Origin of the sequence: Nostoc edaphicum CCNP1411 (assembly GCF_014023275.1) — a bacterium.
Lineage (GTDB): Bacteria > Cyanobacteriota > Cyanobacteriia > Cyanobacteriales > Nostocaceae > Nostoc > Nostoc edaphicum_A.
The window spans coordinates 3,511,594-3,524,546 of the sequence record NZ_CP054698.1; the positions used below are offsets into that span (position 1 = coordinate 3,511,594).

9 protein-coding genes and 1 pseudogene are annotated in these 12,953 nt (G+C 40.7%); 7 read left to right on the forward strand and 3 right to left on the reverse strand.

Translation table 11 applies throughout. The features are described 5' to 3' along the window. Positions 1-10: 10 nt before the first annotated feature. The 4 genes from HUN01_RS17295 to HUN01_RS17305 all read left to right on the forward strand — a co-directional run bounded on the left by HUN01_RS17295 (position 11) and on the right by HUN01_RS17305 (position 4,192). Positions 11-1,657, forward strand: coding sequence for an ABC1 kinase family protein (locus HUN01_RS17295; RefSeq protein WP_069072992.1), 1,647 nt, complete (start codon positions 11-13; stop codon positions 1,655-1,657). Between the two features lie 554 nt (positions 1,658-2,211). Beyond that, the gene (locus HUN01_RS36120) at positions 2,212-2,337 is read left to right on the forward strand and encodes a hypothetical protein (protein ID WP_257798465.1); all 126 of its coding nucleotides are present in this window, start codon (positions 2,212-2,214) and stop codon (positions 2,335-2,337) included. Positions 2,338-2,342: 5 nt separating this feature from the next. Further along, entirely contained in the window at positions 2,343-3,326 is a 984-nt protein-coding gene (locus HUN01_RS17300; RefSeq protein ID WP_181932289.1) for an ABC transporter ATP-binding protein, read from the forward strand. A 77-nt stretch (positions 3,327-3,403) separates the two neighbouring features. After that, the gene (locus HUN01_RS17305) at positions 3,404-4,192 is read left to right on the forward strand and encodes an ABC transporter permease (RefSeq protein ID WP_181932290.1); all 789 of its coding nucleotides are present in this window, start codon (positions 3,404-3,406) and stop codon (positions 4,190-4,192) included. A gap of 53 nt (positions 4,193-4,245) precedes the next feature. On the opposite strand, the pseudogene HUN01_RS17310 reads toward HUN01_RS17305, so the two are convergent. Next, a pseudogene (locus tag HUN01_RS17310) lies at positions 4,246-4,691 on the reverse strand (RpnC/YadD family protein); the annotation flags it as partial. 84 nt (positions 4,692-4,775) lie between these two features. Continuing rightward, positions 4,776-6,497, reverse strand: coding sequence for a serine/threonine-protein kinase (locus tag HUN01_RS17315; protein ID WP_181932291.1), 1,722 nt, complete (start codon positions 6,495-6,497; stop codon positions 4,776-4,778). Here HUN01_RS17315 and HUN01_RS17320 point away from each other — a divergent pair. Continuing rightward, a complete protein-coding gene (locus HUN01_RS17320) occupies positions 6,411-6,632 on the forward strand; it encodes a hypothetical protein (protein ID WP_181932973.1) in 222 nt (73 codons plus the stop codon). The genes HUN01_RS17315 and HUN01_RS17320 overlap by 87 nt on opposite strands. Before the next feature lie 29 nt (positions 6,633-6,661). On the opposite strand, the gene HUN01_RS17325 is transcribed toward HUN01_RS17320, so the two are convergent. Next, positions 6,662-7,498, reverse strand: a complete 837-nt coding sequence (locus HUN01_RS17325; RefSeq protein WP_181932720.1) for an alpha/beta fold hydrolase — start codon at positions 7,496-7,498, stop codon at positions 6,662-6,664. A 267-nt stretch (positions 7,499-7,765) separates the two neighbouring features. On the opposite strand from HUN01_RS17325, the gene HUN01_RS17330 reads away from it, so the two are divergent. Both HUN01_RS17330 and HUN01_RS17335 read left to right on the forward strand, forming a co-directional pair. After that, complete coding sequence (locus HUN01_RS17330; protein ID WP_181932721.1) at positions 7,766-9,298, forward strand: SagB/ThcOx family dehydrogenase; 1,533 nt, start codon at positions 7,766-7,768, stop codon at positions 9,296-9,298. A gap of 849 nt (positions 9,299-10,147) precedes the next feature. Beyond that, a complete protein-coding gene (locus HUN01_RS17335; protein ID WP_181932292.1) occupies positions 10,148-12,949 on the forward strand; it encodes a PAS domain S-box protein in 2,802 nt (933 codons plus the stop codon). The last annotated feature ends 4 nt before the right edge of the window (positions 12,950-12,953 follow it).

Below are 12,953 nucleotides of genomic sequence, written 5' to 3' on the forward strand. Positions count from 1 at the left end.
CTTTACAAAAATGTTCCTCACCCAAACTGTTCCCCGTCAACGAGAAATCCTGGAAGTATTCCTTCGCAATGGCTGGGACTATATGCGAAGGTTGCTTACTGGTGGCAAAGCTGATGAACCACAGCTACCGACACCTGCGGTTTTAAAAAATATTCTGGTAGACTTGGGTCCAGTTTACGTCAAACTTGGCCAGCTACTTTCTACCCGTCCAGATTTACTAAGTGCAGCCTACATTGAGGAACTATCAACCCTACAAGACGAAGTACCGCCAGTTCCCTGGCCAGAGATCGAAATAATCCTCCGTAAAGAATTAAAACGTCCACTAGCAGAAACCTTCAGTACAGTTAACCCGATCCCCGTAGCGGCGGGATCAATTGCCCAGACACATCGCGCGACATTAGCAGACGGTCGAGAAGTCGCTCTGAAAGTGCAACGTCCGGGTATTGATATTACTATTGCCCAAGATATTGCTTTAATTCAAGGTATTGCTGATTTAGTGGCGCGGACTGAGTTTGGGCAAACCTATGAAATCAAATCCATCGCTGAAGAATTTACTAAAGCGCTAGAAGCCGAGTTGGATTTTACACGGGAAGCGGGTTTTACAGACCAACTGCGGCGCAACTTATCTAAAAGTCGTTGGTTTGATCCCACGCAAATAGTGGTTGCGGAAATTAACTGGGAATTGACCACAGAAAAATTACTGGTGATGGAATGGCTGGATGGAGTGCCGTTCCTTTCGGCGGATTTGAACAACAACAATAATGGTAAAGATCCTGCTGTAGAGCGTAAAGAAATAACTACTTTGTTATTTCGGGTATTTTTTCAGCAACTATATATTGATGGCTTTTTTCACGCTGATCCCCATCCAGGGAACTTGTTTTATCTCAAAGATGGTCGTGTTGCCCTGTTAGACTGTGGCATGGTGGGAAGACTTGATCCCCGTACACAGCAGATATTAACAGAGATGTTGTTAGCGATCGTTGATTTAGATGCTCAAAGGTGCGCTCAGTTAACTTTGCAGCTATCAGATTCCGCTCAACCAGTAATTTTGTCGCGGTTAGAAAATGATTACGATCGCATGTTGCGAAAATATCACAACGTCAGCCTCACGCAAATCAACTTCAGTAAGATCATTTATGAAGTTTTACAAGTTGCCCGCAACAATAAAATTAGGTTGCCTAGTAATATGGGTTTGTATGCCAAAACCATAGCGAATTTAGAGGGTGTAGCGCGGACATTCAACCCGGATCTGAATTTTTTTGATGAAGTCAAACCGTTAATTACAGACTTGTTTCGACGCCAGTTAATAGGGGATAATCCAGTGCGATCGCTCCTCAGAACAGCTTTGGATATTAAAAGTCTCTCTCTTCAATCTCCCCGTCAAATAGAACTGTTATTAGACCGAGTTACCTCAGAAACCTTACAGTGGAATCTATCGCTGCGGGGGTTAGATGGTGTGCGGCGCACTATGGATGATGCCGCTAACCGACTATCTTTTAGTATATTAGTGGGTTCATTGATTATGGGTGCGGCAATAATTTCTACCAGAGCGCAGACAACTCAGCTATCTTTTTTAAGCACCATCCTGTTTGCAGTCGCCAGTTTATTGGGTTTGTGGTTAATTATCAGTACATTGCGATCGGGACGTTTACGGTAAGCTAAAACACATTTAATTTGCAGATTAAAATTTTATCAATATCTTGTGGGGTGGGCATCTTGCCACTGGTGTCAACTTAACGCGAAACCGCACGTCCGCCAGGGATTGTAAATCCCTGTCTCATAGTTAAAGTCCTCTGAAGAGGACTAAGATAGCGCAAAAATTTTCAGTCTACTTCAGTAGACTTGAGCAATTAGTCAGGGATTTACAATCCCTGGCGGGTGAACAACACCCAATCAGTACGCTATTTTTGGCTTAAGTTGACACCAATGGCATCTTGCCCGCCCTAATAATGCAAGTTAAATACCGATTAGCTTAAAACCATTTTAAATTTTGGGCTTTGAATTGAAGGAAAAATCTAAAATCTAAAAGTAAAAGGGACTGGGGATTAGGGATTGGGGATTGGGGATTGGGTTATCAAACGAAAAATGATGTTCGGGGCTTTAACCCCTCCCAAATTTTAGAATGTTTTCCCAGTCCCCAGTCCCAGAGTAGCGAACATCGCGCCACTAACATAAAGGTATAGTGGGGGACTCCTCACCGCGACCAGTTGAATGACTCCTGTTGTAAACAAAACAGCGCTAAACACCAATGATTTATGTGTGTTTACCATCAAAGTTCTGAGTGGCGGCTTCCGCGACTCAGACTTCTCTGTGTGTACATCTGTGGTTCTAATATAAAAAATATGTCAATTATCATCGCTGAAAATCTGAGTAAATCTTATCCAGTAGCAGTTAAAAGTCCGGGTATTAAAGGTACAATTACCCACTTTTTTCGCCGCACCTACCGCTCAATTCAAGCAGTTCAGGATGTTTCCTTTGAAATTGCCCCTGGTGAAATAGTGGGGTTTTTAGGCCCAAATGGTGCTGGTAAAACCACCACACTCAAAATGCTTACGGGGCTAATTCACCCCTCTAGCGGTACAGTCAGAGTAGCTGGACAAGTTCCATTTCAGCGTAAAGAAGCATTTTTGCAAAAAATTACCTTGGTAATGGGGCAAAAGCAGCAGTTAATTTGGGATTTACCAGCACTTGATTCTTTGAAAATTAATGCCGCTGTATACAACATCTCTGATAAAGAGTTCCAGCGACGAGTAGGAGAATTAACAGAGATGCTTTCCCTAGAAGGTAAACTTACCCAACCAGTGCGGAAGCTATCCTTGGGTGAGCGGATGAAGGCAGAATTGTTGGCAGCACTTTTGCATCATCCCCACGTATTGTTCCTAGATGAACCGACACTGGGATTAGATGTAAATGCTCAAGCTGCGGTACGCGATTTCTTACGCGAATACAATCAGCGTTATCAAGCTACAGTGCTATTAACCAGTCATTACATGGCTGACATCACAGCTTTGTGTCAACGGGTGCTGTTGATTCACCAGGGAAGGCTCATGTATGACGGTAGCTTAGACGGACTGCTAGAACGTTTTGCTCCTTACCGAGAAGTGTATATAGAGTTAGCCCAACCTCTACCAATAGAAAAACTTATGACCTATGGTGACGTGAAACTTTTAGAAGGGCGAGCAGTGCGTTTTATGGTATCACGAGAGGCGCTCACCCGCACTGTATCTCAGATTTTAGCGGATTTGGAGGTAATTGATTTAACTGTCACCGAACCACCTGTGGAAGAAGTAATTGGAAGAGTTTTTCAGGCAGGTGTTGTGGATTAGAGACGCAATTAATCGCGTCTGTACAAGAGTAGGGAATTCTGAGTCAGTGGGTAATTTTTGTAGCGGGAAGTGAATAAATGAAGCGGATAATCAGAAAAGCCTTAACTTTGCTGTCAGTATACTACGCCTATATGGTTGAGTATCGGGCAGAACTAATCTTATGGGTTTTAGCTGGGTCTTTGCCGATTATCCTCATGGGTGTTTGGATACAAGCCGCACAAGGAGGACAGTTTGGGCTATCACCCGTGGATTTTGCCCGTTACTTCATCACAGTTTTTATTGTCAGACAACTCACAGTTGCTTGGGTAATTTGGGACTTTGAAAAAGAAGTCGTGGAAGGCACGCTTTCGCCCAAGTTGCTACAACCGCTCGACCCAGTATGGCATCATGTTGCGGGGCATATTTCTGAAAGATTTGCTCGTTTAACTTTTGCTTTTTTATTAGTGGGATTATTTTTTATTCTCTATCCCCAGGCTTTTTGGGTACCAAGTTTGAATAGATTTTTGCTCTTTACATTGGCTGCGGGGCTAGCTTTTGCTTTGCGGTTTTTGATTCAGTACACCTTTGCCATGTTCGCCTTTTGGACAGAAAGGGCTAGCGCTTTAGAAAACTTCTGGTTGTTATTTTATCTATTTTTATCTGGTTTAATAGCACCTTTAGAGGTTTTTCCAGAACCTGTGCGGAAAATAGTTATGTTTACGCCTTTTCCTTATTTGATTGATTTTCCCGCAAGTCTTTTGGTAGGGCTACCCGTAAATTTAGGGCAGGGATTTTGGTCAATGGTGGGGTGGATATTAGTATTTTTGGGTGTGAATCGCTTGCTTTGGCGTGCGGGTTTGAAGAGGTATTCTGGGATGGGAGCATGAACAATTTATCCAAACAGAATTCAGGAGTCAGGAGTCAGAATGAATTCTGTACGACTAGCAAAAAAAGCCATAACGGTTTCTAACTGGCTCAATTGTTCATCGGTGCGAAGAATTTGCAATGCCTGTTGCACAGTCGATTCTTCTGCACCTCCCTTGAGAATTGGGACAAAGGGAAGCAAGGATGGAACAGGTTGAGTAAAAGCGATGTCCACATTGACTTCCCAAAGGTTTATAACGCTGTAGTCTTGACGCGGATGTAAACCTGCAAATTGCGATTCATAGCTGGTAGGAATTTCAACATCACTTTCTTTGAGGATGTTAACCAGGACTGGATAGGTGGGCAAATTGTACTTTTCTTCTGCCAGTGCTGCATAAGCCCGCATCCGTTTGGGCATTTCAGGCTTGTTGCAATATCGGGAATCTGTGTTACTCATCTTACCCAATTTTCGGGTGCGAGGCTGATTAATCGCTTGGTGCTAATATCTGCTGTTTTAGCCATAGGAGATGTAGATGACCATAGTTGTAGTTTATGGCTAAAGTAGCAGAAGCTACACCTATGCACTGATCTACTTTGCTAGAGATTTTATAAAGTACCCGGTATAGTCTTAAACTTTTGTGCCGTTCCCAAAGAATAATCCTCTAATTTAAAATCACCAAAAGGCTTTTTTTCTAATCTATTGCGTAGCGCTTCATCGAGAATCACACCTGCTGATTCTCTTTTAACGCCAATGATTATAACACTTCTCTGATATTTAGTTAAATCCTGATTTTTCTGGCAATCACTTCGCTGAAATTGACCCAAATTTAATAATCGATAACCTTTGATGCTTGGTGTATTTATAAATAGGTTTTTAACTAAAACTTGTATTTGTTTGGAACGTTCTAAAGCTACACGTTCTTGAACTGCTATATCACCTTTACAAGAAGCTGTACCTATGGAGATAATCTCACTAGGATCTTCCATTATATTCTCTAGATTTTGTTTTTGTAGATTCAGATTTAAAAGGTCAATGCTAATAATCTCGTCATTGTACTTAACTTGAAAATTACTACCCACAAGCCATTTGTAATCTAGTGATAAAACCGCTATATTAAACTCAGCTATCCTTCCCTGGCTATCCCTACCTTCTTGATAAGGAAAATAATCAATACTACCCTTTTTTTCGGGATATTGTCTGTAATTTGATATTCCAGAATATTCTGTTTTTCGCATTGCTAAAGCCACTATACTAAGCAATGCTAACGCTACTAATAGGGCTGCGAAAAATGCTAATAGTGGCACTTTTTCAGGCTGTTTATATGTAGGTAATAAGTTGTCATTAATAGACTCAGGTAAATGTTCACTTTGAGAAATATTTAGTATATTAATGTCTGTAGGAGTCGCTTCTGCTAGTTGAGTTTCAATTTCTTCTAGGCTCTGTAAAATTTGTTGGGCATTAGAAGGGCGCTTTTCTATATCCAGTGCTATTAGCCAAGCAATTAAATTCAAGAGTAAGGGTGAGATATGAATGGCATGATTTTGCCAGTGCAACAAATTGTGCTGGACATCATACATATCCAAAGGATGGTTTCCCGTCAGCAAAAATACAAAGGTGCGTCCCAAAGCAAAGAAATCTGATTGCGGTACTGCTTGACCATTCATTTGTTCTGGGGCGCTGTAGCCAGATGACATCAGTGCTGTCATCTTTTCGCTGTTGTTGAGTTGGTCTTGGTAGGTTTTAGTAATTTCACTGGCAGTACCAAAATCAATTAGTACTAGATTCCTGCAACCCTTATCAAGGGGGAATCTAATCATGATGTTAGATGGCTTAATATCTCGATGTAGGTACTGTTTGCTATGCACTACATCCAAAATTTCTAGCAATTGTCTTAACCAATCTATGGCTTGTTCTTGGGATATGGGGCAATTCTGCTGCTTTAGCCACTGTTCTAAGTTGTAGCCATCGATTTTTTCCATTGCTATGCAATGCAGCACTAAACCATTTCGGGTTTGATACTGGAAGTAGCTATCTTCTTTGGGAATGCCGGGATGCTTGAGTTGTGCCAACACGGTTACTTCTTGCTGAAATAGTTCTACTGCTTTGGCATCGCTTGATAGATCCTCTTTGAGTATCTTGAGGATTTTGGGGGTATCTTGTTCGTATGCCTCATAAACTTTACTAAACCCTGTTTTTTCACTCAACAGGCACGTCACCCGATAACGCCCTAGCAATTCTAGATGGGAACCACAACTTTGACAAAAGCGGTTTTGATGATTATTCGGGTGATTTGGTTGAGGGCAAACGGGATTGATACAAAGGCTCATGAGTGGGTAATGGGGAATGAGAGAGATGAGGGAGATGGGGGAGATGAGGGAGATGACAGAGATGGGGAAATAATCAATGCCCCATGCCCAATCTTTCTAGACATTGCTCCTATTAATTCTTCTGTTGCCGTATGATAATCCCGTCTAAATAATCATGAGATTTTCTATCTGTTTTCTGCCAAGAAAGCTGCCACTGTTTGGTTAAATGCCTCTGGTTGTGTCAAAAATGGCCAATGATTGCCGGGAACTTGGCAGATGCGTAAGTTTTTAAGATGGGTTTTGTAGGGTTGAATTTGCCAATTTTGGCGGTTCAGTCCTTGTTTTGGCTGGACGAATAGAGCAGGAGTCTCAAGGGGAATTGTAAAACCGGGCACCTGCATTACTGCCTCAAAAATGCCGTCGCGGGCGGCTATGGTAAATTTGCTGCCCCAACTACCATCGGGTTTTTGTTCTATTCCTGCTTGGAAGACTTGCTGCTGTAAGGAACTCCATCCTTGATATTGCTTTAACTGCTGTGCTTGTTGTTCGGCTTCTTCGTAGCTGGCAAAGGGGCCCATGCTTTTGAGAAAAGGCAAGAAGCGATACAACGTCGGAAAAGTTACCCTGAGAAGACTGGGCATTTTCCAGATGAAAATCGGATCGACCAAAATTATACTCCGCAACCGCTTTGGGTTTTCTCTTGCCCAGATGGCGGCTAATTTGCCTGTCCACGAGTGACTAACAATATGGGCAAAAGTCCATCCAAGATGATCCATGAGTGCTTCGAGGTCTGCGATCGCACTCTCAAAGCTATAATCTATCTCTGGCTTGCTACTTTGGCCATGTCCGCGCATATCTGGTGCCACTATGTGGTAATCTGCCGCCAAATAATCTCCTAAACTAGACCACACCAAAGCATGATCGCCTAAACCATGTAACAGCAGTAAAGGTTCTTGACCTTGGTTCCACTCTAAATAAGAAAGTTGGATATCAGGTTTTGATAAAGTTTGACGCACAGGCATCATTGCACATCCAGCTGTAGATAGTTTTGCGTTTATATGGTACTGCGAAGGACTGGGGACTGGGGACTGGGAGACAAGGGAGACAAGAATAACTAATACCCAAATGCCCAATGCCCCATGCCCCATGCCCCATTCCCCATGCCCCAATCCAATTGTTACCAATTACCACTTTATGACTCTGAGGATTGTACCAATTGACACGAAACAATAAGGCTAATGAATGCCAAGATCAAAAATAAAGGATGCCCCAAGGATATTGAAAGTACTATGCCAGAATTACACCAATCAATTGCCCAGCATTATCACGAACGGACTAAATACAATCCTGAGACTCTCGCCTCTAAAAATCAGCGGTTGGACTGGACTAAACAGCCAGTGCCCTTTAAAGAGTACAAAATTGGCTCTACTTTTGATCTCAAACCCTATATCCAAGAAAAAGCAGAGGCTTATGCTAATAATCCAGATGCTCAATGGTGGCAAAGACTCTCAAGGCTGTTGTTTCGCAGCTATGGATTGACGGCGAAAATGCCTTCTATGGGGAGTGCTGTGTATTTACGCGCTGCTCCCAGTGCAGGCGGGTTATACCCTGCCGAAGTGTATGTGGTTTCCCGTGGTACGTCGTTATTGCCGCCTGGTCTATATAACTACCAGTGTCGGACTCATTCTCTTATGCATTATTGGGAAAGTGATGTTTGGCAAACTCTCCAAGCAGCTTGTTTCTGGCATCCTTCTCTAGAAAATACCCAACTGGCAATTATTGTCACTGCGGTATTCTATCGTTCTGCGTGGCGTTATGAAGATCGGGCTTATCGGCGGATTTTCCTAGATACGGGACACTTGTTGGGTAATATCGAGTTAGCTGCTGCAATTACTGATTATCGTCCCCATTTAATCGGCGGCTTTGTGGATGAATCAGTTAATAATCTGCTTTATGTTGATCCGCAACAAGAAGGTGCGATCGCTGTCTTACCTCTGGCAGACTTGTTAGATGTTAATCAAAATTTGCCATTGGGATGTACTGCTTTACCTTCCGCTACCGAAACTAGTTATCCTCAAATCCCCGATGGTGAATTGCTGACATACTTCCATCAACACACCCAGATCCAATCAGGTATTACTGGTAATCTCAATCTACCAACTATCAAACAAGAAAAATCTTTGGAGGATAAATATAACTTTCCTTTCTGTTTGAAAATTCCCACCATCACCGCACCTATAGACTGGGGACAAAAGCTGTCAGAACTGGAAATCACTATGTACAAGCGACGCTCTACCCGTGCCTACAATGGCGATGATTTAAGCTTCGATGAATTGAAAAGTTTACTTGATTTCACTTACCAACCACAAAATTACATCGACCAAAGTTTAGATATTTCTCCAGACTATTTTGATCTGAATTTAATAGAAACATTCATTGCCGTTTGCGGAGTTAAAGGATTGGAGGCGGGTTGTTACTATTACGCACCCAAAGCCCAAGAATTACGCCAAATTCGGTTTAAAAACTTTCGGCGAGAGTTACATTTTCTCTGTTTGGGACAAGAATTGGGGCGGGATGCCGCAGCGGTATTGTTTCATACAGCCGATCTAAAAGCTGCGATCGCACAATATGGCGATCGCGTTTACCGTTACTTACACATGGATGCTGGTCATTTGGGACAGCGTTTAAATTTAGCCGCAATGCACCTGAATGTCGGCGTCAGTGGTATCGGTGGATTCTTTGATGACCAAGTAAATGAAGTCTTGGGTATACCTACTGATGAAGCTGTTTTATATATCACTACATTAGGACGCCCAAGATAAAATATAGCGCAGACCACCGCAAATAATGCCAAGTCCACAAAGATTCTTATCTACGAGAAGCTACACGTAGCTTGCCGTAGAAGTATGCGGTTCATTTCCTAACCTAAACTTTTGGCAGTAAATATATTCTGTAAAAAATTTTACCTTATAGAATGATTTTACGGTGGTACAATCATTACTTCAGTGTTGCCGTAAATTGTCAACTTTTTTTGGGGTTCGATGTGGTTTAATTTCGGGAAATACTTCTTGAAGCTTTGCTGTAGTAAACTATCGTAAATTTAGCTCAGGAGTTTGGAGTGGAGTTATCAATCTCCGTATATTTCCGTATTATTACTTGTTTTATAACTCCTTAGTATTACCAAGTGAACTTTCTTGCTAAATTTATTTATTGATGAGGTTGCAAAAACTGCCTATAGTTTGATAAAAATACTGATGGTACATATTATTTTTTGCAACCCACCCTTAGAGGATGTTTGAAAAGTATTTCTCTGTAACTTTAGGCACTTTAGATCCCCCCTAACCCCCTTTTTAAGGGGGGAACCGGAGTCAAAGTCCCCCAATTTATCGGGGAATTTAGGGGGATCTAAAACTTTTGATACCGACAAAAGGACTTTTCAAACAACCTTTTAAGCAAACCCAAGTACCCATTCAAATGAAGGAAATCATTTCCACAAAAAATAAATATCTTAACAATCTTGTAGAGTAAAAACATTGGTTAACTTCAGCATAGGCTTTAGCTAATTTAATTTGGCATTACAAACATTCAGAAAAACACAATTTTCATTCCGCAGATTTTAATTATTTTGTTTAAATCTGATAATTAATAAAACTTTTGTAACACAACCACTAATGCTATTTCCTGAAAATGAAAGACAACGTATAGAAGTACTTAATCAATATCAAATTTTAGATACGCCACCGGAAGAAGTTTTTAATGAACTAGCTCAACTAGCTGCTAACTTTTGTGAAACACCAATCGCCCTGATTAGTCTAGTTGATGCAGAACGAGAGTGGTTCAAGTCAAAAATTGGAGTAACTATATCGGAGGTTCCTCGGAGCATTTCTTTTGGTAATTATACTATCTTGCAAAGTCAAATATTAATCATCCCGGACACTTTGCAAGACGAACGGTTTGTTACAAATCCCCTTGTAATATCAAATAATTATTTTCGTTTCTATGCAGGAGTTCCCCTAATTAACTCAAGTGGTTTTGCATTAGGTAGTCTTTGTGTAATTGATTTTTCACCACGAAACTTGAGTGTTAAAGAGCAAGTAGCCTTACAACAGTTGGCTCGACAGGTAATCAGGTATTTAGAATTACATCGACAAAAACTTATTGATGATAGCCAAAGGAGTTTTAATCTCCTTTTTTCTAAAAATCCCAATCCAATGTGGGTATATGACCAGAATAATCTGCAATTTTTAGATGTAAATGAAGCTGCTGTTATTCACTACGGATACTCACGAGAAGAGTTCTTGCAAATGCGAATAACTGACATTTGCACTCCAGAAAATATGCATATTTTTCTGGAATATTTAGCAAAAAAACACTCTAACTTACACTTTACTGGACAATGGCGACATCGGCGAAAAGATGGACAGGTTATTGATGTTGAAATTGTCACACATTTAATAGACTATGCTTGTCACCAAGCTCATTTGGTTAATATCCGAGACATCACAGAACATAAACAAATAGAAATAACTCTTCAGGAAAGTGAAGCGAGATTTCAAGTTGTTTCTGAAGCTATTCCTGTTCCATTCATTATTTCCCGTGCATCTGATGGGTTGATTTTATACGCTAATCCAGAGTTGCTTCAAACATTTCGGTTCTCTCCAGAGTATTTAATAAATCGCAAAAATTTATTAGATTTATATCATAATTTGGCAGATTTAGAAGTGCTATTAAAACTTCTCAATCAACATGGTTTTATTCATAATTATGAACTTCAATTAAAAAGAGCAGATGGAACTTATTTTTGGGCGATAACTTCACTACAATATTTCAAATTCAACAATGAATCATCGATTTTAACAGTATTCTATGATATTAATGACCGAAAAAATGCTGAAACAAAACTCCAAGAGCAAAATGAGTTTTTGCGGATAATTTTTGAGAGTATACCGTTGATGATTGCCCTCATTGCTCCCAATGGTAAACTTCAATGGGTGAACCAAGAATGGGAAAATATTCTCGGTTGGAAACTTCAAGATTGCCAAACTTATGATGTATTGGAAGCGTTATACCCTAATCCTGAATATCGACAGTATGTAATAAATTTTGTTCAGTCCGCACAACGCAATTGGGGTGACTTTAGAACTCAAGTGCGCGATGGTCGTTTATTGGATACGTCTTGGACTAATATTAAACTTTCAAATGGTCAAATTATTGGTATTGGGCAAGATATCACAGAACGTAAGCAAACTGAATTAGCCCTAAAAGCCCAAGCCGAGCGGGAGCAATTGATGCGGACTGTTGCTCAACGGATTCGTCAATCTTTGAATCTCCAAGATATTTTGAATGCAACAGTTCAAGAAGTGCGAGATTTACTTGGGGTTGATCGAGTAGTAGTTTATCAGTTTGACTCAGAGATGATCGGCACAATTGTGGCAGAATCGGTGGAACCTGGATGGACAGTTTCTTTGGGTGTAGAGATTCATGATACGTGTTTTCAAATAGGTGCAGGAGTGGAGTATTATCAGGGACGCAAACGAGCGATCGCTAATATTTACGAAGCTGGACTCACTGATTGCCATGTTCGCCTGTTAGAACAGTTTGAAGTCAAAGCAAATTTAGTTGTACCCATATTGCTAGAAGTAGGCTCTCAAAGCCCCGGCTCTCACCTTTGGGGTTTACTGGTTGCTCACCAATGCTCCGGTTTCCGCCATTGGGAAGAAAATCAATTAGATTTGCTCGATCAACTTACAGTCCAATTAGCGATCGCAATTCAACAATCCAGCATCTTTGAGCAAGCTCAAACTGAACTTGTTCAAAAGCAAAAAGCTCAAGTGAAATTAAAAAATGCCTTGGCTGAAAAAGAAGTTCTCTTAAAGGAAGTTCATCATCGAGTTAAAAATAATTTGCAAATTGTCTCCAGCTTATTACAACTTCAGACCCAAACACTCAAAGATCCGGAAGTAATCAAAGTCCTTCGAGAAAGTCAGAACCGAATTGAATCAATATCTCTAATTCATAAGAATTTGTATACTTCCGCTAATATTGGGCAAATTGATGTTGCTGACTATATCCATAATTTAGCAACAAGCTTGCTAATTTCCTATCAAATATGGCCGGGTAAAATTGCACTAGAAATTGATATAGAACCATTAAATTTAAATGTTGACCAGGCTATTGCCTGTGGATTGGTTATTAACGAATTAATTTCCAATGCCCTCAAGCATGCTTTTCCCAACCAACAAGCAGGCACAATCAGCATTGCTCTACGCAATATCGGTAATAGTATCGAGATGACTATCCGAGATAATGGGATTGGTTTACCAGATAATTTAGATTGGACAAATACTGATTCTTTGGGTCTGTCGTTAGTATATGACTTGGTTATAGAACAACTAGAAGGCAGCATTACTCTAGAACGAAATCATGGAACAGGATTCAAAATCCAATTCACGCAGTTAACTTTGCATCAATAAATAT

What these genes read in the sequence shown, in the direction of transcription:
- HUN01_RS17305 (WP_181932290.1), top strand. Translation starts at nt 3,404, where the DNA reads ATGAAGCGGATAATCAGAAAAGCCTTAACTTTGCTGTCAGTATACTAC.
- HUN01_RS17315 (WP_181932291.1), bottom strand. Translation starts at nt 6,497, where the DNA reads ATGAGCCTTTGTATCAATCCCGTTTGCCCTCAACCAAATCACCCGAAT.
- HUN01_RS17295 (WP_069072992.1), top strand. Translation starts at nt 11, where the DNA reads ATGTTCCTCACCCAAACTGTTCCCCGTCAACGAGAAATCCTGGAAGTA.
- HUN01_RS36120 (WP_257798465.1), top strand. Translation starts at nt 2,212, where the DNA reads ATGACTCCTGTTGTAAACAAAACAGCGCTAAACACCAATGATTTATGT.
- HUN01_RS17325 (WP_181932720.1), bottom strand. Translation starts at nt 7,498, where the DNA reads ATGCCTGTGCGTCAAACTTTATCAAAACCTGATATCCAACTTTCTTAT.
- HUN01_RS17300 (WP_181932289.1), top strand. Translation starts at nt 2,343, where the DNA reads ATGTCAATTATCATCGCTGAAAATCTGAGTAAATCTTATCCAGTAGCA.
- HUN01_RS17320 (WP_181932973.1), top strand. Translation starts at nt 6,411, where the DNA reads ATGGGAACCACAACTTTGACAAAAGCGGTTTTGATGATTATTCGGGTG.
- HUN01_RS17335 (WP_181932292.1), top strand. Translation starts at nt 10,148, where the DNA reads ATGCTATTTCCTGAAAATGAAAGACAACGTATAGAAGTACTTAATCAA.
- HUN01_RS17330 (WP_181932721.1), top strand. Translation starts at nt 7,766, where the DNA reads ATGCCAGAATTACACCAATCAATTGCCCAGCATTATCACGAACGGACT.